The 25465-nt window shown below is 55.8% G+C and carries 21 protein-coding genes; 10 read left to right on the top strand and 11 right to left on the bottom strand.

Annotated features, from left to right (window positions below):
• The first annotated feature begins 84 nt into the window (after positions 1 to 84).
• The 4 genes from ACYVGU_RS16275 (at position 85) to ACYVGU_RS16260 (ending at position 4822) form a co-directional block, all read left to right on the top strand.
• Positions 85 to 636, top strand: coding sequence for an RNA methyltransferase (locus ACYVGU_RS16275; protein WP_460622932.1), 552 nt, complete (start codon positions 85 to 87; stop codon positions 634 to 636).
• Positions 637 to 785: 149 nt separating this feature from the next.
• Positions 786 to 3488: a T9SS-dependent M36 family metallopeptidase gene (locus ACYVGU_RS16270; protein ID WP_460622931.1), complete on the top strand. Its 2703-nt coding sequence runs from the start codon at positions 786 to 788 to the stop codon at positions 3486 to 3488.
• 105 nt (positions 3489 to 3593) lie between these two features.
• Positions 3594 to 4022 (top strand): hypothetical protein, encoded by a 429-nt coding sequence (locus ACYVGU_RS16265; protein ID WP_460622930.1) that lies wholly within the window; start codon positions 3594 to 3596, stop codon positions 4020 to 4022.
• Positions 4022 to 4822 carry a J domain-containing protein gene (locus tag ACYVGU_RS16260; protein ID WP_460622929.1) on the top strand — a complete coding sequence of 267 codons (801 nt, stop codon included), beginning with the start codon at positions 4022 to 4024 and terminating at the stop codon, positions 4820 to 4822. The genes ACYVGU_RS16265 and ACYVGU_RS16260 overlap by 1 nt, the downstream gene beginning before the upstream one ends.
• Before the next feature lie 73 nt (positions 4823 to 4895).
• Here the strand turns inward: ACYVGU_RS16260 and ACYVGU_RS16255 are convergent, their stop codons facing one another.
• On the bottom strand, positions 4896 to 5669 hold the full coding sequence (locus tag ACYVGU_RS16255; RefSeq protein WP_460622928.1) for a TerC family protein: 774 nt from the start codon (positions 5667 to 5669) through the stop codon (positions 4896 to 4898).
• 105 nt (positions 5670 to 5774) lie between these two features.
• Positions 5775 to 6266, bottom strand: coding sequence for a YajQ family nucleotide-binding protein (locus ACYVGU_RS16250; RefSeq protein ID WP_460613640.1), 492 nt, complete (start codon positions 6264 to 6266; stop codon positions 5775 to 5777).
• Between the two features lie 211 nt (positions 6267 to 6477).
• Here ACYVGU_RS16250 and ACYVGU_RS16245 point away from each other — a divergent pair, with 211 nt between their 5' ends.
• On the top strand, positions 6478 to 6918 hold the full coding sequence (locus tag ACYVGU_RS16245) for a GNAT family N-acetyltransferase (RefSeq protein ID WP_460622927.1): 441 nt from the start codon (positions 6478 to 6480) through the stop codon (positions 6916 to 6918).
• Between the two features lie 11 nt (positions 6919 to 6929).
• Here ACYVGU_RS16245 and ACYVGU_RS16240 read toward each other — a convergent pair whose 3' ends face one another.
• Positions 6930 to 7238 (bottom strand): Mpo1-like protein, encoded by a 309-nt coding sequence (locus ACYVGU_RS16240; protein ID WP_460622926.1) that lies wholly within the window; start codon positions 7236 to 7238, stop codon positions 6930 to 6932.
• A 73-nt stretch (positions 7239 to 7311) separates the two neighbouring features.
• Between ACYVGU_RS16240 and ACYVGU_RS16235 the strand changes: the two genes are divergently transcribed.
• Entirely contained in the window at positions 7312 to 7791 is a 480-nt protein-coding gene (locus tag ACYVGU_RS16235; protein WP_460622925.1) for a PaaI family thioesterase, read from the top strand.
• A 150-nt stretch (positions 7792 to 7941) separates the two neighbouring features.
• Here ACYVGU_RS16235 and ACYVGU_RS16230 read toward each other — a convergent pair whose 3' ends face one another.
• From ACYVGU_RS16230 to ACYVGU_RS16220, 3 genes are all read right to left on the bottom strand, one after another.
• Positions 7942 to 8943 (bottom strand): NYN domain-containing protein, encoded by a 1002-nt coding sequence (locus tag ACYVGU_RS16230; RefSeq protein WP_460613636.1) that lies wholly within the window; start codon positions 8941 to 8943, stop codon positions 7942 to 7944.
• A gap of 608 nt (positions 8944 to 9551) precedes the next feature.
• Entirely contained in the window at positions 9552 to 10292 is a 741-nt protein-coding gene (locus ACYVGU_RS16225) for a metal-dependent hydrolase (protein WP_460613635.1), read from the bottom strand.
• Positions 10293 to 10411: 119 nt separating this feature from the next.
• Complete coding sequence (locus ACYVGU_RS16220; RefSeq protein WP_460622924.1) at positions 10412 to 10642, bottom strand: hypothetical protein; 231 nt, start codon at positions 10640 to 10642, stop codon at positions 10412 to 10414.
• 201 nt (positions 10643 to 10843) lie between these two features.
• Here ACYVGU_RS16220 and mfd point away from each other — a divergent pair, with 201 nt between their 5' ends.
• The gene (gene mfd, locus ACYVGU_RS16215; RefSeq protein WP_460622923.1) at positions 10844 to 14383 is read left to right on the top strand and encodes a transcription-repair coupling factor; all 3540 of its coding nucleotides are present in this window, start codon (positions 10844 to 10846) and stop codon (positions 14381 to 14383) included.
• 61 nt (positions 14384 to 14444) lie between these two features.
• On the opposite strand, the gene ACYVGU_RS16210 is transcribed toward mfd, so the two are convergent.
• Together ACYVGU_RS16210 and ACYVGU_RS16205 are read right to left on the bottom strand one after the other, a co-directional pair.
• A complete protein-coding gene (locus tag ACYVGU_RS16210; protein WP_460622922.1) occupies positions 14445 to 16448 on the bottom strand; it encodes an NACHT domain-containing protein in 2004 nt (667 codons plus the stop codon).
• A 176-nt stretch (positions 16449 to 16624) separates the two neighbouring features.
• The gene (locus ACYVGU_RS16205) at positions 16625 to 17134 is read right to left on the bottom strand and encodes a GNAT family N-acetyltransferase (protein ID WP_460622921.1); all 510 of its coding nucleotides are present in this window, start codon (positions 17132 to 17134) and stop codon (positions 16625 to 16627) included.
• Positions 17135 to 17560: 426 nt separating this feature from the next.
• On the opposite strand from ACYVGU_RS16205, the gene ACYVGU_RS16200 reads away from it, so the two are divergent.
• Both ACYVGU_RS16200 and ACYVGU_RS16195 read left to right on the top strand, forming a co-directional pair.
• Positions 17561 to 18622: a serine hydrolase domain-containing protein gene (locus tag ACYVGU_RS16200; protein ID WP_460622920.1), complete on the top strand. Its 1062-nt coding sequence runs from the start codon at positions 17561 to 17563 to the stop codon at positions 18620 to 18622.
• A gap of 738 nt (positions 18623 to 19360) precedes the next feature.
• Entirely contained in the window at positions 19361 to 20905 is a 1545-nt protein-coding gene (locus ACYVGU_RS16195; protein WP_460622919.1) for a DUF4394 domain-containing protein, read from the top strand.
• Positions 20906 to 21029: 124 nt separating this feature from the next.
• On the opposite strand, the gene ACYVGU_RS16190 is transcribed toward ACYVGU_RS16195, so the two are convergent.
• The gene (locus ACYVGU_RS16190; protein ID WP_460622918.1) at positions 21030 to 22427 is read right to left on the bottom strand and encodes an FAD-binding oxidoreductase; all 1398 of its coding nucleotides are present in this window, start codon (positions 22425 to 22427) and stop codon (positions 21030 to 21032) included.
• 404 nt (positions 22428 to 22831) lie between these two features.
• Positions 22832 to 23380, bottom strand: coding sequence for a fasciclin domain-containing protein (locus ACYVGU_RS16185; protein ID WP_460622917.1), 549 nt, complete (start codon positions 23378 to 23380; stop codon positions 22832 to 22834).
• A gap of 504 nt (positions 23381 to 23884) precedes the next feature.
• Here ACYVGU_RS16185 and ACYVGU_RS16180 point away from each other — a divergent pair.
• Entirely contained in the window at positions 23885 to 24253 is a 369-nt protein-coding gene (locus ACYVGU_RS16180) for a hypothetical protein (protein ID WP_460622916.1), read from the top strand.
• A gap of 301 nt (positions 24254 to 24554) precedes the next feature.
• Here ACYVGU_RS16180 and ACYVGU_RS16175 read toward each other — a convergent pair whose 3' ends face one another.
• On the bottom strand, positions 24555 to 25448 hold the full coding sequence (locus ACYVGU_RS16175; protein ID WP_460613624.1) for a YsnF/AvaK domain-containing protein: 894 nt from the start codon (positions 25446 to 25448) through the stop codon (positions 24555 to 24557).
• Between the last annotated feature and the right edge of the window lie 17 nt (positions 25449 to 25465).

The raw sequence follows: 25465 nt of genomic DNA, 5'->3' as shown, positions 1-25465 counted from the left end.
CGAAGCTGGAGCTTCGCGCTGTTTTCCGGTGGTTCGTGTACGCCCAACATCAGCCGCAACCGGGCGCGTTCCTACCTTTGCAGGATGCGCAAACTCTCCATGGAAGAGCTGAACCGACTGACGGTGGCAGACTTCAAAAATACGCGAAAATTCCCCCTTACCCTAGTGCTCGACAATGTGCGTAGCCTCCACAATGTGGGCGCTGCTTTCCGCACCGCCGATGCCTTTGCCATCGAGAAAATCTGGCTGTGCGGCATCACGGGCCGCCCGCCCCAGCGCGAAATCACGAAAACGGCCCTAGGCTCCACCGAGTCGGTAACCTGGGAATATGCGCCTACTACCCTCGAGGCCTTGCAACAGCTGAAAGCCGCCGGCTACGTACTGGTGGCCGTGGAGCAAACCACGGGCAGTCAGCCCCTACCCTCCTTTCGGCCCGAAACCGGCCGGCCGTATGCGCTGGTGATGGGCAACGAGGTGTTTGGGGTAGAAGACGAGGTGCTGGCTTACTGCGACGCGGCCGTAGAAATTCCGCAGTTTGGCACCAAGCACAGCCTCAATGTGAGCGTAGCGGCTGGAGTGGTACTCTGGGATTTTATCAGCAAAATGGGTTGGGGTTTGGCATCCGATGAGGGCTAGTAAATGACAACCTGGCAACAAACTCGACACTTAGCCAGCATTTTTGGAACCAAAGCCGTCGTTTGTTGTGTAAATTTGAAACGAGCCACCAGAACAATCCGTGGCTAGTTTTTGTAGTCTGCTTCCTGCCCACCTCTAGATTTCCTTGAATGAGAGCACCTTTTACTACTTCTGCGGCGCGGTCATTGGCGGTTGCTGCTTTACTGGCCGTTCCGGGCCTGGCAGCCGCTCAGAATGCGCCGCTAGAGCGGGCACTTGGGGCCTTAAGCGCGAAGCGTACCAGCCTGGGTTTGCTGGCCACAGATGTAGCTGAACCTGCCGTCACCAGTCAGCATACCGACGAGCATACGGGCATTACGCACATCTATCTGCGCCAGCGCCACCAAGGCGTGGAAGTATTTGGAGCCGTAGCTGATGTGCACGTAAACCAGGCAGGCAAGGTAGCCGACTTGCACAGCAGCTTTCGCACAAACGTAGCCACAGCCGCCCGGGCTGCCACTCCTTCTCTAAGCCCCGAAAAGGCCGTAGCGGCGGCCGCCCGCGCCCTGCGCTTACCGGCTCCCGGCAACTTACAAGTAGTAAAAGCCGGCACTGCTGCCGAGGGTATGGAGTTCAGCCATGGTGGCATTTCGCTGGAAAACATTCCGGTAAAGCTCATGTACCTGCCCATGCCCGATGGCGAGTTGCGCCTGGTGTGGGATGTTACCATAGCCCCGACCTCAGCAGAGCATTATTGGAGTGCACGGGTTGATGCGGCCACCGGCGAGCTGCTGGACAAAACCGACTACACCATCCACGACAGCTTCAGCATGTCGGAGCTAACGCAGCCCATTGCCCGGCTCGCCTCCGCCGATGCACCAACGCCTACGTCTACCACGGCCAACAAGCTAACTGCTACCAACTCCTATAACGTTTGGCCGATTACGGTGGAGAGCCCCATTCATGGAGCCCGCCAAGTAGTAACCAATCCGGCCGATGCCCGCGTTTCGCCGTTTGGCTGGCATGATACCAATGGCGTGGCCGGAGCCGAATCGAACCTGACGCGGGGCAACAACGTGCAGGCCTACGACGACCGGGGCAATGCCAACAAATACAGCGCCTCCAGCATCAGCCCCAGCGGCGGCCCTGAGTTGATCTTTAATTACCCCTTCAACGCCAGCCTGAGCGCTTCCCCCAACGAAAACCTGCCGGCTGCCGTCGTGAACTTGTTCTACTGGAACAACATCATGCACGATGTGATGGCGGTTAAAGGCTTCGATGAGGCTAGTGGCAACTTTCAGGTGAAAAACTACTCCGGACGCGGCACCGGCAACGATGACGTGCAGGCCGAAGCGCAAGACGCTTCCATGTCGGCCTCAGCCGTGAACCTGAACAATGCCAACTTCGCTACCCCTGCCGAAGGAGCGCGCCCCCGCATGCAGATGTACCTCTGGGATTTCTCCGAGTTGGTCATTAACGTTGTTGCTCCGGCTAGCTTGGCCGGAAAGCTAAATGCTCGCGAGGGAAGCCTGGGCAAGAAATTGGCAGCCGTAGGCCCCATCACCGGTAACTTAGTACTGGCAAACGACGGCACGGCTACCCCTACGTTAGCCTGCAACGCCTTTACCAACGCTGCGGATGTTCGCAACAACATTGCTTTGGTTGAACGCGGCGGCGGCACGCCCTGTGGCTTTGCCGTAAAAATCAGGAATGCTCAAAACGCCGGGGCAAAAATGGTGGTCGTGATGGATAACTTGGCCAATGCGCCCCTGATTACGATGGGTGGCACTGACACCGTTGGCCTGCGTATCCCGTCTATTTTTATTTCCAAGAGCGATGGCGACCGATTGAAAACAGCTTTACAGGCTGGCCAGACGGTTTCCATAAACGCCGCCGGTAACTACTACCTGCGCGATGGTGATTTCGATAACGGCATTGTCGCCCACGAATACGGACACGGTATTTCGAGCCGCCTGACAGGTGGGGCCAGCAACGCCAACTGCCTGACCAGTGCCGAACAAATGGGCGAAGGCTGGAGTGATTTCTTTGCTCTCTGGATGACTACCAAGCCCGGCGACGTAGGCACTACCCCGCGCGGCATCGGTACATATGCCACGTTCCAGCCCACCACCGGCGGCGGCATCCGGCCCAAGCCTTACAGCACCAATTTCCAAGTGAATGATGCCACGTATGCCCTGGTAGGCACCGGCAACTACAACACCTACGAAGACGCCGAAAATGTGACCCGCGTACAGGTGCACAACATCGGCTACATCTGGGCCTCTACGCTCTGGGACATGAACTGGGCCCTGATTGAAAAGCACGGCTACAACCCCGACCTAACGGCCGCCACTGGCGGCAATAACCTGGCTCTGCAGCTGGTAATTGATGGCTGCAAACTGCAGAAATGCAACCCCGGCTTTATTGACGGCCGCAACGCCATTCTTAAGGCCGACTCCATCAACAATAAGGCCGCCAACTCTGCCCTGATCTGGCGCGCATTTGCTCGGCGCGGCATGGGTTTCAGCGCCAAGCAAGGCGACGCCAATAAGCTCACCGATCAAACCATTGCGTATGATCTGCCGGCTATTCTGAGCAACCGCAAGCAGCTCAGCGAAGCCTTGCTGGAAGTGTACCCGAACCCAGCCAACAGCCAAGTAGTGGTCCGGACGCAGGTAAGCAGCGCGGTGCCGGTACAGGTGGAACTAGTATCGTTGCTGGGCCAGCGGGTAAGCACGCAAACGGTTAGCTCGGCGCGCCTGCAGCAGGAAGGCACTGCCATCAACACGGCGGCCTTGCGCGCGGGCATTTACATTGTTCGCCTGACAACCTCTGAGGGCATCATCACCAAGAAAGTAGTAGTGCAGCACTAGGCTCTGGCGTGCGCCCAACCGCCTCTGCACTGGCGTTCTGCCCGCCCGGCGAAAGCTGGGCGGGCATTTTTTACACCGATTTGCCCGGCTGCGGGTTATCTAGGCATGTCTGACCCTTCTACCCTTTCGGCGGCCGATGCCGCTTTGCTAGCCCTGCGCCCCGTTATCACCCTGGCCCAACCTCTTGATGCGGCTGATACCGTGGGCGCGTTTCTGCACCATACGCTGCGGCCCGTGCTAAAACTGCAAAACCAGCTCCTGCTTGCTACCCTCGCCGATTTCCTTGCTGACCACCACGTACCGTACGCCGGGGCATCCGTTACGGAGCAGCAGCGCCTGGTAGCCGAGCTTTTAAGCCGCAATACCAAGCTGCGCTATACTATTATTGGGCTGATGGTGGGCCTGTTTACCGAAGAAGAAACTATCTTTTACCGGGCGAACCGTGCGGAGCTGAACCGCAGGTTACTGGAGCTGGCCATTCGGCGGGCCCAGGACCAGACGCCCGCCATAGCATCTCTTCTGCCAACTATGTAATGACCACCTATTACGACATACTAGGTGTGTCAGAGCAGGCAACGCCGGCGGAGCTGCGCCAGGCCTACCGCCGCCTAGTGCTGCTCACGCACCCCGACCGCACCCCCGACGCGGCGGCCCATGCGCTTTACCTGCTGATTAATGAAGCTTATGATGTATTAAGCATCCCGGATCGGCGCCTAGCCTACGATGCCCAGCTGCAGGCGCAGCGGCAGCCGCGCCTGGTAGCCGCTGCGCCCGCGGCCCCGCTTCACCGTGACCCAGCGTTGCGGCGCACCGGCCGGCCAGCGCCGCGCCGCGCGCCCAAGGCCGATCCGTATGCCGAAGTATACGCCCGCTATGCGCCCTGGGCACGCCGGTTTTGCCAGCTTATGCTGGTGTTTTGCGGGCTGCTGCTGCTTGATTTCTGCTGGACTCTCGACTACCCCCGGGAAGTGGTGCAAGCGGTGGAGCGGCACACCATGTCGTCTAGAAGAAGCGGGATTGTGACGCACTACTCGCTGCATATGCCTCATGCCAACCTGCGCAACTACGACTTCGACCTGGAAACTGGCACCGTGCTTACCGTGCGGCGGAGTGCGCTTTTCCGCCAGGTGCGGCAACTAGCTCCGGTGGGGCAGCCGCTACAGCGCGTGGATCAGGTGAGCGTATATGGCAACTTCTTTTTTGCGCCGGTACTGTTGGCGGTGGTGGCCGCGGTAGGCGCACGCAAACGCAGTCCCTACCCGCTGACAATTAACTGCAGCCTGGGCTGCGTACTGCTGCTAGCGGTTGTTATTTATTTCCTACAGGCTTCTTAAGGCAACATGCTAAAAAGCAGAAAGCGCCCGAAACAACTGTTTCGGGCGCTTTCTGCTTTTTAGGGAGCTAGTGCTAATCAAACTGCGAGTCGCGCAGGTGCACGGGGGTGGTCTTTTTGCGCAGGCGCATGTTCAGGACCTCCACTATCAGGGAGAAGAACATGGCGAAGTAGATGTAGCCTTTCTCGATTTCCTTGTGGAAGGCTTCCATCACCAGCATCACCCCAATCATAATCAGGAACGACAGGGCCAGCATCTTAATAGTGGGGTTGCGATTCACAAAATCGGCCACTATGCCGCTGAAAATCATCATCACGGCCATGGAAAGAATCACGGCCAGGATCATAATCAGCACGTTATCTACCAGGCCTACGGCCGTGAGAATGGAGTCGAAGCTGAACACGATATCGATGAGGATAATCTGAAAAATAATGTGGCTCATCGTGGCCGTACCGCCTTTGTTGCCGTGCTCATCCTCTTCTTCGCCCTGAAGCTTGGTATGGATTTCGGTGGTGCTTTTGCCAATCAGGAACAAGCCACCGCCCAGCAGAATCAGGTCGCGGCCGGTTACGCTCCAGCCGCCTTCCATCCACGGCAGTGGCAGGCTAAACAGCGGGGCTTTCAAGCCCACAATCCAGGAGATACTGAGCAGCAAGCCAATACGAAACAGCAGTGCCAGCATCAACCCAATGGTCCGGCCGCGCTTCTGCTGGTCGCGGGGTAGCCGGCTGACGATGATGGAAATAAAGATGATGTTATCAATACCCAGCACGATTTCCATGAACGTGAGCGTCAGCAGGCTCACCCAGGTTTCGGGGTTTGAAAAAACAGAAAAGTCGAAGTTCATCGGGAAGAGAGAAAAGGACGAATGATGGTGTGTACTCAGCGGTACGAGGGGCTTTGGCAAGCGTATGTGCCTAGCGCCGCGCCATGTGCTAGCTTCGTTGCTTCCCTATGATTTCATGTTTACAAACTGCAGGGGCTGGCCAATATCAGTGCGGCGCAGCACAGCAATGGCGGCTTGCAGCTCGTCAATTTTCTTGGCCGTCACCCGAATCTGGTCGTCCTGCATCTGGGCTTCTACCTTCACCTTGCCGTCTTTGATGGCTTTGATGATTTTGCGGCCCGCTTCTTTGTCGACGCCGGCGCGCACCTTCACTACTTTCTTTACCAAGGCGCCCATGGGCTGCTCTTCGGCGGTAAAATCCAGGGCCGTGCCATCAATACCCTGCTTGACGATGCGCGTGAGCAGAATATCTTCCAGGGCTTTAATGCGCATGGAGTTTTCGGAGGTGAGCGTGATGGTGTTGGCCTTCTTGTCGAGCTCGATACCACCTTTGGTATCGCGCAGGTCGTAGCGGGTTTGCAATTCTTTTTTGGCCGTATTTACCGCGTTTTCGAGGGTTTGCGGATCTACCTTGCTTACAATATCAAAGGATGCCATGCGTGAAAATAAAGGTGAGGGCTGAATGTGCTACGTAGCATCCTGCCGCGGGTTGAGAAGCCAAAGATAGCGAGACGAGAATATGACGCCGCATGAAACGCTAGCCCCAGAAGAAGCGGCTCGCTACTAGGCCAGCAACCGGTGCCAAACCGGCCCTGCTTGGCATCTGATTTTCCGTGTTATTTGCCGGTCAACTTCTGTTTTCTGTTGTATGCATATTACTACCCCTGCTTCCGCCGCCGAGTGGGACGCGTATTACCAGTTGCGCTACGCCGTGTTGCGCCAGCCCTGGCAGCAGCCACCCGGCTCGGAGCGCGCCGACGATGACCTGGCCCCTACTACCACCCACGCCCTGATTCTAGCCCCCGACACAAGCGCAGCCGTGGCAGTGGGCCGCCTGCACCCCTCCGGCCCCGGGCAGGGCCAGCTCCGGTTTATGGCGGTGCACCCCAGCTGGCAGGGCCGCGGCCTGGGCCGCGCGGTATTGCTGCACCTGGAGGCAGCCGCCCGCACTCAAGGTATGCAGGAAATAGTATTGCACGCCCGCGCGGAAGCAGTGCAATTCTACCAACGGCTGGGCTATGAGGTGGTGGCGCCTTCGCATTTGCTGTTTGGCACCATCCCGCATTTCCTGATGCGCCGGGCGCTCTAGCAGGTACTGGCTCAGAACTTCTCTTTGCCCCGTACTAGGTCCCAATACAAGCGGAAGTCGCCGCGCAGGGAGAGCCATGGGTGCTGAAAGGTGGCAGGTCGGTTGCGCTCTACCAGGAAATGCCCCGCCCACGCAAAGCCGTACGCGGCTACTACGCCAGCCAACACCAGCGCTGGGCGGCGCTCGGCAATGGCCAGCCCGGTGGCAGCCAGAAACAGAGTGGTGCCTGTAAAATGCAGAACGCGCGTGCCCCGACGGCTGTGCTCGCGCAGGTAATGCGGGTAGAACTCGGCAAAGCTAGGCGAGGCAGATAGAGGCATAAGCGGTAGGGTTTTGTCTAAAGTAGCTACCTTTTCTCCTGATTTCCACCTGCCCTTCCTACTACCCCCTTCCATGGAGCCAACCCCTGACGTTGCGACGCTCATTGCCATCTATAATCAGATAAACCACTACGGCCGCACCAATGGTATGGAGCTGCTCGTGACCCAGCCTGGCGACGTGCGCTACACCATGACCGTGCAGAATGAACACCTTTCCTCGCCGGGAACCTGCCACGGCGGCGTACTGGCCGGCCTTATGGACTCGGTGCTGGGCGCGGCAGCTCTCTCGCTGGCGTTCACGGCCGGGGAGCTAGTTTCTACCGTCGAGTTCAAGATCAACTACCTGCACCCGGTTCGCCTCCACGACCACCTAGTGGCGCACGGCGTGGTAGAGCACAGCGGAAAAACCCTTATCGTCAGCAGCGCCTTCATCACGTGCCCCACCCGCAACGACTTGGTGGTGGCCCGGGGGCTAGGGACCTTCAACCGGTACCCCGCTTCGAAGCGCGATTTTCATAACCTGCTGTTTCCGGGTGAGGCAAACGGCGAGTAAGCAAGGCTGCTGCTGAGCCTACATTTACTAGGCCCGTGAACACCTCAAACCCCTGCTTACCGCCTACACCACACAAAAGAAGCCGCCGGACAACCTGCTAGTAGCAGGTTGCCCGGCGGCTTTTCCTTTAAGGCCCAAAGGCGAAAGTGCTTACATCCGCTCCGGAGAGCCGGCCGATTCGTGCTCGTGCTCGTCGCCGTACTCGTCGCCTTCCTCTAGTTCGGGGGCTTCTACTTTGCGTACGTTGCGGGCGCAGTCCTCGTCGCGGTGGTTGCGGCCTACCGTAAACTCCACCCAGTCGCCTTCCTGCAGCTCGTTGAAGTCACCTTCGGCCATGTCGGCATAGCTGAAGAACAGGTTGTTAGGCGGCATTACCACGAAACCAAACCCGTTTTTCAGGTTTTTGATGGTGCTGATGCCTACGGTGCCAACGGGTCCGGCCGCCGTGGGGCCAGTGGGCCGTACGGGCTTCACGGCTGGGAAAGCTACCGGCTCGGGCGTGTTCACAAACATCGACTCAATCACGTCGTCGCCGCTGTTCAGGCCCTGGTCAATGAGGTCGTGCATCTGCACGGGATAGGTAGCCTGCTCCAACAGCTGCTGCGAAGCGCGGGTGACGCGGTTTTCGCCTTTGAAGTCAGTGTATTTAAAGTCCCAGTTCAGCAGCATCACGCGGGTACCCACGGTGTTCAGCTTCTTGATCAGGGGCACATAGTCCGAGTCGCCGGCGATAAGCACCACTACATCAAAGCTTTTGTGGATAGCCAGTTCCAATGCTTCTAGCGAGAGCCACACATCAATGCCTTTCTCCTGCAAACGGCCATCGCGCGTTTTCAGGGGCATGTAGTGCGTAGTAATACCCATGTTCATCAAGATATCGTCGAGCAGACGGTCATGGAACAGGCGGTCTTTATCGCGGGCTTCAGTAGCTGATAGGCGGCCGCGGAAGAAGTGAGAGTCAATGATCTGGCTCAGACGTACGTCTACGTCTTCTTCTTCAGCAACCTGATGACGAATAAATTCATGGAGACCTTCCAGGCTAATCCGGGCTTTACGGTCGTGCTGGAAGTAGTAGTAATCGCTGATCTTTAGGAAATAATTGCCGTCATAGAAGACGCCGATCCTAATCAGGGGGCTATTCATCTGGTTCATACAAGAAACGGTTTGAGCGCAAAAAGGTGTGTGTGTATTAGAGCGAGTAGTAAGTGCAAAGAAGCCTGTGCCGGGCACAGTTCGGGCTGAAGATAGCAGTGGTATATTCCCATATATTGTAATAATCCATAGGCTGAAATGTTTAAGGGCCTTTCGCTGGCAGAAACCCTGTGGAGCGGTTAGCTGGCGGTTACATTAATCTAGTACAAGCGAGCAACATCTTCTGGAAGGCAGTGCTTGCCTCTCAGGCAGAGCAAACTAGCATGTTCCAATGAATAGCTTGGATATAATCACCGGTATAATATTAATTCATAGATATATCGTATTTAAATTTAAGAAGTACAAATCAAATATGATTTGTATAAATGTAATTGCCAAACCTCAATGCAAAAGCATAGGAGGAATAGCAAGAGTTTCATGGTTAAGTACAATATTCAACCAATGAAGTGGTAAGGCCTTGCAACAAATGTACAGAGTTCACAATGAGTGGCGTAATTATTCGTCCGATAGGCCTTATTGGCGGTTAAAAGCTCCACAATAATAGACAAATGCAATACTACATTAGTTGCTCTTTATAGCTCGACAGTAGTGAATAAAGTTTCAGCTACTTAGAAACTTAGCTTGCCCACCACTAACCCTAGCACCAGCATGGCATAGCCGGCGCAAATGGCTACTTCCAGGAAGTTGCCGCTGGCAGAACCCGTGCGGATAAGCGGTATTTTAAGGGTCAAATCGGTGAGGGGCATAAACCACTTTACGCCGGCTTTGGTAAGGGTATCGGCTAGTAAATGCGAAGCATAGCCGCCGCCCGCAAACAAGGCTACCCCGTGCCAGCCTAGGCTCTGGTTGGCCAGGTGCCCCGTATAGGTCCAGAAACCGGTGGCCCAGAGGGTGTGCGTCCAGGAGCGGTGGGCCGTAAATGGGGCTACCGACACAAACAGACCTAGCATGCTCAGCCACACGTAGCTGGTATAGAGCCCCGCTACTACCGTGCACAGGCCCGTAAACAGCAAGGCCAGCTTACGGGTGGAGTCGCCTTGCATGGCGGCCCCAATAAGCCCGAACGCCAGCGCCGCCGTGAAGCCCATACGCCGATCAGGGCCTAGTGGCAGTTGAAAATGCGTGTAGAGCGCCAAGCCCACAGCTACCGCTACAAAGGCCCAGCGCACATAGTTTTGCGCAAAGCCCAAGCGCTTGCTGAGGCGGGAGCCCGGATGGTCAAGGTCGGGGGCGAGAGCGGAGAAGCCGGCCAGCGCAATACCAGCAGGAGAAAAAGGAATGCCGGGGACCAACCCCGCTACGGCAACGCCGGTAATAAGGCCAATGGCCAGGTGAGAAGAACCGCGCACTAAAAAGGTAAGGAAGAGAATACGCCACAAAGATACCGCGCATACGGGCAGTACCCACCGAGCGTTATGTCGGGTTTGCTACCTAGTAAAGTGCAGCCAACCCTAAGTGGCCTATATTCCTACCACTGGCCGGCGCTACCTTTCAGTCCGCCCTGCACGTCTTGCACGTCTTGAAAGCCCTGTACCTGGCTTTCCAGCAAGGCCAAGCCCCGATGAAAGGCGTCCTCTACTTCTGCTTTTTGCTGCTCAGCCATGGGGCCTTGTTCCTGCACCTGCTGCCTGATTTGGCGCAGATGACTTAGAATTGCATCCCACTCTTCGGCCCCTTGCTCCTTCTGCTTGTCTGCCATAGCCTTATGCCCTGTTGGGCCACTTCGATGCATGAACTCGGAAGATACGGCAGAGACTCTGAAAAGTGACGGAAACTTTCGGCGCCTGGTGCGGGTATTGACTAGCGCGCCTTCGTGGCGCTCAGTAAGCTTACCTTGCCCGACCGGAGTAGACTTCGGCCGGGCTTCTACCTTTGCCTCCTCCCCTAGCCGATACTTGCTTTGAAGGTTTCCGATTTACTGAAGCTCTACACGCTGGACCCGACGGTAATGACCGTCGGCGCCCGCCTGAACCCGGCCACGCGCCATTCTCTGAAGCCCGCCACAGCCGATAAATCAGTTGCTGCTAGCCCCCGCATGCACCTAAAGGGGTTGGTAGGCTCGCAGGATGCGGTGCTGGCTGCCGCCATACACCAGGAATTTCCCGATCAGCACCACCTGTTTATTCTGCACGACCGGGACGAGGCGGCCTACTTTCTGGCCGATTTGCAGCACTTGGTGCCAGATGAAGAGCCGCTGCTGTTCCCGAGCTCCTACAAGCGTCCGTATTCCTTCGATGAGACGGAAAACGCCAACGTGCTCATGCGGGCCGAGGTGCTGAACAAGCTCAACTCTCACCGTGGGCCAAAAACCACCGCGGAGCAAGCCGACGACGAGGCGGAGGACGCCACGCCGGAAACGGAAGGCCAACCCAAGAGCAAGAAGCGCGCGAAGGCCACCGCCAAGGAAACTGCCGGTGCCCTCATCGTGACTTACCCCGAGGCACTGTTTGAGAAGGTAATCAACAAGAAAAGCTTGGTGGCCAATACCTTCCTGGTGAAGATGGGCGACAAGCTGGACGTGAACTTCATCAGTGACATGCTGGCGGAATATGACTTCGAGCGGACAGACTTTGTGTATGAGCCGGGGCAGTTTGCGGTGCGCGGCGGCATCGTGGACATCTTCAGCTACGCCAACGAGCTGCCCTACCGCATCGAGTTGTTCGGGGATGAGGTGGAAACCGTCCGGACGTTTGACCCCGAGAGCCAGTTGTCGGTGGAGAAGCGCCAGCAAGTGAGCATCATCCCGAACGTGCAAACCAAGCTGTTGCAGGAAACGCGGGAGGCCTTTCTCGACTTCATCCCGAAGAACACCGCCATCTGGGCCAAGGATTTGCGCCAGGCTCTGGATGTGGTGGAGGAATCGTTTGACCGGGCCGAGGCGGGCTTTAAGGAGCTGCTGGAGGTAGCGGGCGGTACCCAAGTGGTCAGCAAGCCCGAGGATTTGTTTGAGACCAACAAGAGCTTTAAGAAGCTGCTGGAGGGCTTTGCGGTGGTGGAGTTTGGCAAGCGGTTTTACTACAAGACCGGTGAGGACTTCCAATTCAATAGCAAGCCCCAGCCGAGCTTCAACAAGGACTTCAACCGCCTGGTGAAGAACCTGCACGACAACCAGCAGAAGGGCTACACCAATATCATTGCCGCCGAGCAGGTGCGCCAGGCCGACCGCCTGCGCACCATCTTCGATGAGCTGGACAACAACGTGCAGTTTCAGCACATGCTGATAGGCCTACGCGAAGGCTTCATTGATGAGACGCTGAAGTTGCTAGTGTACACCGACCACCAGCTGTTCGAGCGCTTTTATCGGGCCCAGGAAACCCGGAAGTTCTCCAAGAAAAAGGCCCTGACTCTGAAGGAGCTGCGCACCCTGGTGCCCGGCGACTACGTGGTGCACCAGGACTACGGCATTGCGCGCTTTGCGGGCCTGACCCAGGTAGAAATAAACGACCGGCTGCAGGAGGCCATCCGGCTGGTGTACCGCGACGACGACGTGCTGACGGTGAGCATCCATGCCCTGCACAAGATTGCCAAGTACTCGGGGGCCGAGGGCAACCCGCCCACCATGAGCAAGCTGGGCTCGCCGGAGTGGGAAAACAAGAAGAAGTCGGTTAAGAAGAAAGTGAAGGACATTGCGGCCGAGCTGATCCGGCTGTACGCCAAGCGCAAAACCGCGCCCGGCCACGCCTTCGCCCACGACTCGTTTATGCAGGCTGAGCTGGAATCGTCGTTCATCTACGAGGACACTCCCGACCAAGCCAAGGCCACCGAAGACGTGAAGCGCGACATGGAGGTGCCCCACCCCATGGACCGCCTCGTGTGCGGCGACGTGGGCTTCGGCAAGACGGAAGTAGCCATTCGGGCGGCGTTTAAGGCCGTGGCCGATGGCAAGCAGGTAGCAGTTCTGGTGCCCACCACCATTCTGGCCATGCAGCACTACAAAACGTTCCGGGAGCGGCTCAGCAACCTGCCCGTGACGGTGGAATACGTGAACCGCTTCAAGAGCACCAAGCAGATCAAGGAAACCCTGGGCCGGGTGGCGGAGGGCAAAACCGACATCCTCATCGGCACGCACCGCCTCACCAACAAAGACGTAAAGTTCAAGGACCTAGGCCTGTTGGTGATTGACGAGGAGCAGAAGTTCGGGGTGAAAACCAAGGACAAGCTCAAGGAAATAAAGGTGAACGTGGATACGCTCACCCTCTCGGCTACGCCCATTCCGCGCACCCTGCACTTCTCGCTGATGGGCGCCCGCGACCTGAGCGTGATTGCCACGCCCCCACCCAACCGCCAGCCGGTGCAAACCGAGCTGCACGTGTTTGATGAGCTGCTGGTGCGCGACGCCGTTTCGCGCGAGCTGAAGCGCGGCGGGCAGGTGTTTTATGTGCACAACCGCGTGAAGGACATTGAGGAGCAGGCCAACATGATTCTGCGCCTGGTGCCCGATGCCCGCGTGACCTATGTGCACGGCCAGATGGACGGCGACCTGCTGGAAAAGCGCATGATGAAGTTTGTAGACGGCGACTACGACGTGCTGGTGGCCACCACCCTCATTGAGAGTGGCCTAGACATTGCTAACGCCAACACCATCCTCATCAACCGGGCCCACATGCACGGCCTCTCTGACCTGCACCAGATGCGCGGGCGCGTGGGCCGCTCCAACAAGAAGGCTTACTGCTACCTGCTCACGCCCCCGGTGGCGGGCCTGCCTAGTGACGCCCGCAAGCGCCTGAGCACCTTGGAGGAATTCTCGGACCTGGGCGCGGGCTTCAACGTGGCCATGCGCGACCTCGACATTCGGGGGGCGGGCAACCTGCTGGGCGGCGAGCAGTCGGGCTTTATCAATGACCTGGGCTTTGAGACCTACCACCAGATTCTGGACGAGGCCGTGACGGAGCTGAAGGAAACCGAGTTCCGCGACCTGTTCCTCGGTGACACCACCCAGCGCCTACAGGAAGTGGCCGGCGCCGCGGGCCCCAAGGAGTGCAACATTGAGACCGACTTGCAGGTGCTGATACCGGACCGCTACGTGGCCAGCGTATCGGAGCGGTTGCAGCTGTATAGCAAGCTGGACAGGGCCAAGAATGCCGAGGAGCTGCGCAAGGTGCTCAACGGCATGGTGGACCGCTTCGGGCCGCTGCCCGCTGAGGTGGAGCAGCTCGCCGACATTGTGCGCCTGCGCTGGCAGGCCTGCCACGCCGGCTTCGAGAAGCTCACGCTGAAGAAGAACCTGCTGAAAGGCTTTATTCCGGCCACCAACAACGAGCGGTACTTCCAGGGCCCCACCTTCGGCAACATCCTCAGCTACGTGCAAACCCACCCCCGCTCGGCCTCCATGAAGGAGCGCAAGGAGCAGCTTGTCATCAGCATCGAGGACGTGAAAAACGTGCAAGCCGCCCAGCGGATTTTGAGTGAGTTGGGAAGTGAGGAGACGGTTGGGGTGTAAGAAAATATAGACAAAAAAAGACCTGCATTATATAATGCAGGTCTTTTTTTGTCTATATTTTTCAAATATCCGAAAGCAAATTATCTAAATTATTACGCTCTATAGAATCATTAATCTTAAACATTTCTTTATTAGACTCATCCAGATCAAGAGAAATTCTAACCCGATCGTTTTCAATTAACAGCTGTGTAACCTTACGAAAATTATCTTTCCCATTTAGATAATTTTCTATCCCCTCTGTAAGAATAACAGGTGTTGTTCCTCCTACCAACGTATTAGGTGATAAAGTCGCACTAAACTCTCTCCTATAAATAGACTGCCTCATATCTAAAACAACTTTATGCTTTTTCCTACCTAAAATCTCCATTATAATGATATTATAACTGCTTAAAGCAACAAGCCCGCTGCCTGAAGGGTAATGAGTAGAGCTTCCTATTACTTCATTATCTTTCAACAAATTATTAGCAATGCAATAATTTCTTATAATTTCATGAACTTTAACAGAATCATTACCAACAAATTCATTTGCAATTTTAGCTATAGAAGATTCATTAAATAAAATATATCTTCTACCAAAGCATATTAATTTTCTCAGACTAATATCATTCTTATCTACATATGGATACTTAGCTCCATATACGCTACTATTCATATAAGCAATGAATTCTTCCAGAAGCCTCCTTACTAATGCTTTTTGAAACGTATCAGGATCTATATCATAATACAACTCAAACATATTTACAAATCTTAGTTGTTCTTTATTATCAACTAATTTTTGCAACATATTAATAGCACCTGCTTTGGCATCAATTGATATAAATAGGGCAGCGAAATATTCTTGGAATGATTTGTGATTCCATCTATAATCTAATCCATCTTGCACAAAAAGAGGTACATTTTGAATCAAGTCCTTTATAAAATCAGATTCAGAAAATAACAGACCCACACATCTATCCTTAGCTTCTTTTACATAAGCAATCAATTCATCGGAAGTGTACTGTACATTACCTGAAATTACAGTCTTTATAGCCAACGCTCGTAAAACTCTAGCGAAATCATCAATATTAAGACCAGAGCTTTTTTGACGAATGAACGATCCTCCTTTGGACAAGTCATGATTTTCGAAAAGAGCTTCATATACCTGACGATAAAACACATCTGCACGTAGAGGCAATGTAGGCTTAAAATCATAAGCTTTAAATAACAAAGACACCAACAAAGGATTAACCAAAAAACTTTTCAGTGTATCCCCATGATTTTCTTCTAGCTTTTTTATTAAAGCAGCAGAAACATCCCCATTATAATCATATTTTTTCAACAAATCATAAGCCTCTTGTTGCCTAAGTGGCTTAATAACAAAACGTTGAAAATCAGCAAATGCATTAAGAGCTGAATCCTGCCTTGATGTTATTAGAAACTTATTATTTGGCACTTTAGCTACAAAATCCTGCAGATGCTGAGTAGCAAATTCTCTATCCTTAACAGGTATCTCATCAAATCCATCAAATATGAATATAAAATCTCCTCTATCTATTAAATTCAAAAGTAGATTTTTATCAAATGCTTCATTTATTTTATCTAAATCATTTTGTACCAATTCCAATATAGTAACACCAGTTCTCAACCTCCTAAGCTCGATAAATATCGGCACTCCATGATTGCCTTCAATTGCCTTCAAGAATAAAAATCTACTAATCGTAGATTTACCCATCCCAGCTGTATCCACGAGTAAAACTTTGTCAAAAGCAGGCAATAATTTTTTAGGATATGAATCTATCTTAACTGACTCACCAGTATTTGTATTAGAAACCGTTAAAGGAATATACAAGTCACTCAACAACTTCTTATTATTCTGAAAAACAACAGTTCTTACATATGACTGGTTACCATAAGCTCTATCAAGATAACTTTCAAATTTATTTAATACAGCATGTCCTAATAGCTTTTGCTTTTTTCCCAAGCTTTCAGCTACAGCCTCAAACTTTGGCTTCAAAAAGGTACTTACAACAAGTGCTGTATAGGGAGCTGCTATTGTAGCAATGTCTTTTGCGGTGTTGAGATCCATACGACTTTTATAGGAGTGGCTTGAAGATAATAACAACTTCAATCAAGCTTCAACGCGCACCTTCATCCTACCCGTAGGCGCTTCCTGAAAACCATCACTGCCAACGCCACGATTGATCCGACCGACTTGATATTATTAATCCACCGGGGCCACGGAGGTGGCCTAGCGGCGGGCGGCTACCACTCGGCTTTCAGCACCGACATGACGAGTTTATCATGGAACTGACCATTGCGCAGGCTCGCTTCGCGCAGGCGGCCTTCCAGCTTGAAGCCGGCCTTGGCGTAGGCTTTTACCCCGCCTACGTTTGGCTCCGAGACGGTGAGCATAATGCGGTTGAGGTGGAGCTCGGTGAAGCCCAGGGCCAGCACTTGCTTCGTAACCTCGGTGCCCACGCCCCGGCCCCAGTGGGCTTTCTCGCCGATGAAGATGAAGTACTCGCCCGATTGGTTGAGACGGGAAATGCCGGAGATGCCGGCGTAGCCAATTAGCTCCTGGGTATCGGCGGTGAAGATGCCCCGGTTGAGGCTGCTGGCATCCTGGAGGGTTGCGGCAAACCAGGCGTCGATCTGGGCCTCGGTGGTCATGGTCTGGAACGACGACATGGAATACTCGATGACTTCCGGGTCCTGAATCCAGCGGTAGAAGTGGCCTACGTGTTCGGGTTGCAGCGGGGCTAGTGTTATCACGCGGGGCTGTTTTGGGTGAAGGTACTGCGCTGGGCTTGCCGGTGTTGGTGGCAAGGTATGCGGTTCGTGTAATCAAGAGACCTAGGCGTGAAGCCAGCCATGCAACCGGAGTAAAAAGAAACCAGCCTGCGGAACGGGTGGCGTATCAGGTCAGGGGCCACAGCCGTCTGCGGGTGGTGGTTGCCACACTAGCTGTCACTCCGGGCGCAACCGAGGAAGGACGTTCTAGTTTACTAGGGCACCATACTTGCTCAACCGCAGCCAGCCGAAATACTTTGATTGTTGGCGGGCTGCAGTGGTAGCTCCGCAGGAACGTTCATTCTTCAGCTGCGGAAAGCCTCCCTCTTCACATAACCTGGCACGTCTCGGAAAACGGGCTACCTTGGCGCTGGTGCTACTTTCCGTATTGCTATAGGTGTGTTCCGTATGTTTCTGTCCCGATTTCTACTAGGTATCTGTTTGCTTGTACCCCCCGCTGCCGTTGCGCAAAGCAGGCTGGAGAGTATTCTGGAGGCGGAATATCAGGCGGGGCATTTCAACGGGGCGGCGCTGGTGGTGCGGCAGGGTCAGGTGGTGGCGCGGGTAAACTGGGGCACGGCGAACCGGCAGTTTGCGGTGCCCATCAGCAACAGCACCCGCTTCCCGATTGCGTCTCTGACCAAGACGTTCACGGCAGTTCTAGTTTTGCAGCTGGTAGAAAAAGGCCAGCTCCGGCTGGAAGACAAAGCGAGCCGCTTCGTGCCGGAGCTGCCGGCGGCCTGCCAGCACATTACGGTGAAGGAGCTGCTGACGCACTACTCGGGGCTACAGAACGAGCCGCTACTGGCCTACCAAGCGCGGTACTCAACGGCTGAGTACGTGAAGCGGTTTGTGGCGAAACGGGAGCCGCAGAAGGCGCCGGGCTTTCACTACACCAACGCCGATTACGTCCTGCTGACCCGAGTGCTGGAGGTCGTTACGAAGAAGCCGTTTGCCCGGCTCTTGCAGGAGCAGATTCTCACGCCCCTCGGCATGCTGGATTCGGGCGTGATACAGGAGAAGATTGTTACCCCGGACCTGGCTTACGGCTACCACAACTACACCTTCGGGGCGGGCAGCAAGGCCGATACGCTGCTTAATGATTCGCCAACGTACCTCTCCAACTACGCCGGGGCGGGCGCCATGTACTCCACACCCGAGGATGTGTATAAGCTGGTGCAGGCGCTGAAGTCGCACCGGCTGCTTTCGGCCAAAACAACCGCCGCCTACCTTCTGAAACCCCAGCAACCCACTTACATCGAGGGAATTCGGGGCTACCCTACTCTGGGGTTTTATTTCAACGACCGAACCTTTGCCAGCCCGCTGCTGGAGCGTCGGGGCAGCATCAATGGCTTCAACTCCGTGCTGCTGACCGACCTGAAGTTCGAGAACGTCATCATCTTGCTCACCAACACCGACACCGCCGACCTGGAACTGCTCGGCGACAAGCTCTACACGGAAATCAACTAGCTGCCAGCGCTAGGCCCGGTCCGGAAGTAAACCGTTTCATAACCACCAGCCCGCCTGGCCTGCTCGGGCGTCCGCGCAGCCGTTGCCTCCCGCGGGGTTGCGGTTGCGGTGGTACGTTGCCCTAGTGTTTACACCAGCACGTCATGCAGAGAAGAACGTCAGACAAAGAAGAACGGTCATACAAAGAAGAACGTCATGCAGAGCCGAAGGCGAAGCATCTCGCGTGCTGATGTTGCCATGCTAACCCAACGATTCGAGCGAGATGCTTCGCCTTCGGCTCTGCATGACGGTTTGTGTGGCAACGACTGCCTGCCAGATGCTCCGACTCTTAAGGGACGCCAGATCAAGCAGGACGTTCCTTCGTGAACTGAACACTAGGGCCACGAACTCGCTCAACCCCAGCGAAACGGCGAGAGGCTTCCGCTGCGAAGAAACGCCAGAGCAGGCCGGACGGACTTTTGAATTACTCCGGTTTAACCGGCCACAGGCCCTAGGCGCATTGAAGCCGCGAAGGTGCTGTTTCAGGGCAGCGTGGCCAGCACCAGGTTCAGGGCATGAAGAGGCCTAGGACCGCGGGTAGCGGAAACGCGCGGAGAAGGCCATTTGCTTTGCGGGAAGCACAACAGCAGGACGGGCGCAACCAACTACATTTCAGCTTTTTCGGCGGCGCGCAATCCGCACGCAAACCCACTTCGTAGCTTTTTTCATCACGGATTTATCTCACCTAAACTCCCGAAAATGAAAAACAAACTTTACTTCGGCCAGCTACTTGCTACTGCCGGACTTTTCTGCGCCCTAGTTGGTTGCGAAAAAGCAACCGATGATGCCACTATGGCTCCGGCGGGCAGCGCCACCAGCGACGTGAGACGCGCAGAGTTACCGTTTCGCTTCTATGCGCTGGCGGACGGCCTTCAGCTAGATGCTTTCGAGGGCTCGGCGCCCGAGCGGCCCATCAACTCGGTGTCTATTACGGGCCTACAGAGCGGTGAGAGAATCCTGGCTATCGACTTCCGCCCGGCCACCGGCCAGCTATACGGGTTAGGCAGTAGCAGCCGACTCTACGTGATTAATCCGCAAACGGGAGCCGCCCGCGCCATTGGCACCCAGGCCTTCACGCCTGCCCTTAGCGGCTCGGTAGCCGGCTTCGACTTCAACCCCACCGTTGACCGCATTCGGGTAGTAACCGACGCCGGGCAGAACCTGCGCCTGAACCCCGAAACCGGCACTGTAGCCGCTGTTGATGGTCCCATTAATGGGGTGAGCGGGGCCCGCCTGGCCGGAGCCGCTTACACCAACAACCTAGCCGGAGCCACCACTACTACTCTCTACGATATCGACCTGACCACGCAGAAGCTCTACAAGCAAACCCCGCCCAACGATGGCACGCTGGTAGAAGTAGGCGACTTGAAGATTAAGGTAACCGGCAATGGCGGCTTCGATATCGTGCCCGGCACCGACCTCGCGCTAGGCCTGTTCGAAGTCAATAAGAAACCCACGCTTTTCCAAGTAGATCTGACCACGGGGGCAGCGCGCATCCTGGCCAAGTACGACAAGGACGGCCAGTACACGGGCCTAGCCATCCAGACGCAACCCGTGGCCTACGCCGTGAATGCCGCCAATCAGCTCCTGATCTTCAACCCTACCGCTCCCGGCACATCCGTTGCCAAACCCATCACGGGCCTAGGCAGTGGCGAAACTATAGTCGGGCTTGATTTCCGGCCGGTAAATGGACAATTGTACGCTGTCAGCAGCAACAGCCGTTTGTTTACGCTGAACGCATCCTCGGGCGCGGCTGCGCTGGTGGCTACCCTCAGCATGCCGCTACAGGGCACTTCCTTTGGGGTAGACTTTAACCCGGTGGTAGACCGCATCCGGCTGGTGAGCAACACGGGCCAGAATCTACGCATTAACCCCGCCGATGGGGTAGTTATCAAGGACGGCAATCTCTATCCCGGCATGCCCGCGGTTACGGGAGCGGCCTACGCCAACAATATGGCCGGCACCGCCACCACCACGCTTTATGATATTGATGTAGCCAGCGACAAGCTGTTCCGGCAGATGCCGCCCAACGACGGCACCCTGGTAGAAGTAGGCGCACTGGGAGTGAATGCTGAAGCTTCAACCGGGTTTGATATTGGGGGCACCAGCAACGAGGCATACGCCCTGCTGGACGTAGAGGGCCGCACTGGGCTCTACCGCATCAGCACCACTTCGGGCCAAGCCCAGCGCGTAGGCGACTTCTCCGGTTCAGTTTCCGGGTTCACTATCGGGCTGGGTTTCTAAAGAGGCTCTTTGGTACGTTACCGTGCTTCTAGTTCCCTATGCCTTCTACACAAAAAGCCCCGCCAGTATGTATGGCGGGGCTTTTTTGCGGGCTATGCGGAGAGTGCGCGCAGGGGCGGTAGGATCAGGTGAAGATATGCTCTGGCTCGACGGGCAGGATGTTCTGGTTTACCCGAAACAGGTTATGTGGATCGTATAGGGCTTTGATGGCGGCCAAGCGGGTGTAGTTGGCGCCATAGGTAGCGCGCACCCGCTCGTCGCCTTCGTCCATCATGAAATTAACATAGGCCCCTCCGGCCGAATAGGGGTGCAGAGCTTCCCAGTAGGCTTTGGCCCAGGCCATTATTTTCTCCTTGTTGGCGGGGTCCGGGTCAACGCCTACAATCACCATGGCATAGCGGGCGTCGCGGTAGTTCCAGGCGGTTTCCTTGCGGCCGATGCGCGCCGCTGCCCCGTTAATGGGATACAGGTGCATGGCGCAGTGCATGGTCGGCAGCAAGTCGGCAAAACGATGGTGCTGGGCTATGGCTTCTTCTGACACGTCGTTCATGAAATCGGCCTTCCAATACCATTGTAGACCGGGCGGGTACAGTCCATCAAACATCGATTGGAGAGCGGGCATAGGCAAGGGGCCTACCAGATCGAGGGCCGGGGCCTGGAAGGCGCGCACCGCCCGGAAAGACTCGTCGGCCTGGGCCATGGGGCCACTGTAGCACCACACGATGCCGCACATTTTGCGCAAGTGCAGGTGCTCCGGGAAAGGTGGCCCGGGCGGCACCGTCAGGAAAGCAAAAAAGCCGCTGATGTTTTCGGGAGCCGTTTGCATAAACTGGTCGAACCAGCGCAGCACGGAGGCCGCCTCTTCCAGCGGCCACAGCATGGGGCCGCCCTGCACCATTTTCACGGGGTGCAGCCGAAACCGAAAGGAGGTAACCACGCCAAAGTTGCCGCCGCCGCCGCGCAACGCCCAAAACAGGTCGGCGTTTTGCGAGGCCGAGGCTTTCACGAAGCGGCCGTCGGCCAGCACTACATCCGCCTCCAGCAGGCTATCAATGGTGAGGCCATAGTGGCGCGTGAGGTAGCCTAGGCCGCCGCCCAGGGTAAGGCCTGCTACCCCGGTGGTAGAGATAATGCCGCCCGGTAGAGCCAGCCCGAAGGCATGCGTGGCGTGGTCAACATCGCCGAGGGTGCAGCCACCTTCTACTACTGCGGTGCGCTCTTCGGGGTCGATGTGGATGCCCCGCATCAGGCTCAGATCGATGACCATCCCATTATCGCACATGCCCAGGCCGGCGCCGCTGTGGCCGCCGCCCTTTATAGCAAGCAGCAGGTGCTCCGTACGGGCATAATTGACGGCCGCAATAACGTCGGCTACATCGGCGCACCGCACAATCAGGGCCGGGTGCTTGTCGATCATGCCGTTGTACACCTGGCGGGCGGCGTCATATTGCGCATCGTGAGGCCGCAGGATCTGCCCTCGCACACTCAGCGAAGGCAGCGTATTTACTTCATCCACTAACATATACCAAAGCTGTACTTAAAGGATACGCAGGCCAGTAAGGCCAGTATAGTGGGCCTACCGGGGGTAGGCGGCAGGGAGTACCAGCGGCGAGGTGCGCTGGACCAGAGGGTATATAGTAAATTACAACTAATTATGATTTTATACACTGCTCCTGCGCAACTCAGCAGCGGGCACCAGGCAACCGATGAATAGGCTTGCTCTCTTGCAAGGACCTAGCGAAAAGTCTGCCTGAACGGAAACTGAAACCGCACAACACAGCGCTATGTAGCGCGAGGGCGCGACGGGGCTTAACGCCAAAGCTCACCTCGCAATGCCGGAACAACCGGGCGGTAATTCCCGCACCGTGTACAGCAAAAAGACCACCCGGTTTGGGTGGCCTTTTTGCTGACAGAACCTTTCTAAGCTTATTTGGCAGGCATCAGAACGGTGTCAATGGAGTGCACTACCCCGTTGGTGGCTTTGATATCGGGCTGCGTAACGGTGGCGGTGCCGCCTTTAGCGTCCTTGATTTTTACGGTGCCCCCTGCCAGGCTCACCGTCAGGCTTTCGCCCTGCACGGTTTTAATCACCTGGCCATCGGTCAGGTCGGCGGCCATCACATTGCCGGCTACCACGTGGTAAGAAAGCAGACCGGCCAGCTGTTTCTTGTTGGCGGGCTTGAGCAAGATTGTAAGCGTGCCGGCGGGCAGCTTCGCGAAGGCGGCGTTGTCGGGCGCGAATACGGTGTACGGGCCGGCGCCTTTGGCTTGATCAGCCAGACCAGCGGCTTGCAAGGCTTTCAGCAGGGTAGTGTGGTTCGACGACAAACCAGCGCTGGCGGCCAGGTCCTTGCCCGTTGAGGCGGCGGCGGTAGAAGACGTGGTAGCGCCCATGGACTGCGCCGCGCTCTGCTCCGTGGCACACAGGAAAAAGCCTCCGGCCAACACAATACTCAAAACAACTGACTTTTTCATAAGGATAATCGTTTGGTTAGGTGATGAATACCCTAACACAACAGCATTCTCAGTGTATGGTCGAGCTTTCACCAAATTTTGCACCTAGTACCCTGAGTACCAAGCCGCCCTGCCAGTAGATGAAAGCTGCCTAACCAAGGCCGTAGAAGTACAACGAGTCCCGTTTTCAGCTAACTAAACTTTGGGCGCTATCTGCTCAGTGCTGCACAGACCAGTATACTGCACCGACCGTCATGCAGAGCCAGAGGGGAATTGGGGGGTCGGCATTTCCGCATGATGGCCGGGAAGCGCAGCAATGGTTCTCTCGGCTGTGCTTTTTTGGGTGCTTTTGCTTGGTTGCGTAATCGGCCTAGGTGCTGGCCTGGGTTAAACTGCATTGCCCAATGCCATGATCTTATAACTTCTAAAAGGGCGTTTTGGTGAACGCAACACCTAGTGAGCCCGTAAGGACTACAGCAGCCAGCCAACTGGCTTCGTTATCCATTTTCCATTCATCACCACGCTATGAAAATCGTATTTGCTTTCGCCGCTGCTATTGCCTTAAGTGCTACTGCCGCTTCCGCTCAATCTACTACTGCTGGCAGCACGCCTACCGTGAACGGTAGCGTAAGCCCTCAGTCTTCTCCTCCAGCACAGCCTGCTGGCTCTTTGGGTACGCTTCCGGCCAGCAACACGCAGCCCGCCAGCGACCGTCAGACGGCTACCACCAGTGGCTCATCAGTTGGCACTTCTGGCAGCACCATGGACGGCACCACCAGCGGTACCTCTACCATGGACACTGACCGCAAAGTGCGCCGCACCAAGGACATGAAAAAGCCGCGCGACAAGAAGATGAAAATGAAGTCGAAAGACACTTCCGGTAGCCCGGAGTAATTCACCCGCTCCATCTGTTCCTTTCCACAGAAAAGGCCACCTTACTCGTAAGGTGGCCTTTTCTGTTTGGTAGCAGCTCGCAGTATCCTAGGTTTTGCAGGCGGCTAATGTTACTAGGCCTGCATCGCGCTTAAACCGTTTCAGAGTAATACTACCAGTGGCTGTGTGTATCCACAGCATATTTTACTAGGGGTGATATCGGCCTGAACCTGCCTGAGGCGTGCATGACCTATACCCGCATACATAAAAAAGGCGCCCGAAATGCCCGGGCGCCTTTTCTTGCTACAATACTGCGCTGTGCTTAGCTATTGCGTTGGTTGTAATTGGGGTCGGTGTTCGTGCCAGAGTTGGTGTTTACATCGGTGCGGCCATCGAGGCGCTCCACATCAACTTCCGTCTTCCGAACGGTATCGCGCACTATCTCTTCGCGCTCGGTTACTTCTTTACCCAACGAAACCTCTTCTACTACCCGAGCCTCTTTGGCTACTACGGCCCGCTCAGCGCTTTCTGTAATCTCGATTTCGCCTTCTTTAAAGGTGTTAAAGTCGGCTTCTGTGGCGGGGCGGTCAACGGGGCGGCGCTCCACGTTTACATGCTCTTCGCGCAACCGCACGCTGGCTTCAACGGGACGCTCCACAATGCGGCTGCGCAAACGGGCGCCACCGGTTTGCTCCACGCGCTTGCCTACCTGCAGGTTTTCCTCAATTACTTGCGCCGTAGCGCCGGTACCAGCGGCTGCGGTAGCACCTGCATTATAGTTGTTGCCGGACTGATAGCCGGTTTGGCCAGCACGCTCATCCACGTCAACTGCGCCAGCCCGATCCAGAATTTCGGCGGCCCGGTGGGCGTTTTCAGCGGAATGTGCGTGCACCGTTACCACGGAGCCGCTGTTGCGAGCTACGTGCGAGTACCGGCGGGCGTCGTCGGAGTCAGCGCCGCCAAACAGGTTGCTGAAGAAATTGCTGATACCGTCGCCAGCATGTTCGGCGGTACGGCCGGCGGCATCGGCTACGCCCTCTACGGCAGTACCGCTGCTGTTGCGGTAATTGCTATTGCTATTACTAGTGCTTGCACCGGCGGCGCCGGAAGAAGCTACATCTACGTGTTCGGTGCTGAAGCCGGCGGCGGCTAGTTGCTGAGCAGCTTGCTGCGCCTGGGCAGCCGTTTCGAAAATTCCTACTACTGTCTGGTTCATTGTGTGGTGGAAAGGGG

The organism is Hymenobacter tenuis (genome assembly GCF_054780495.1).
The sequence above is the reverse complement of the archived record's forward strand: the minus strand, read 5'-3'. Positions and strand labels throughout refer to the sequence as shown.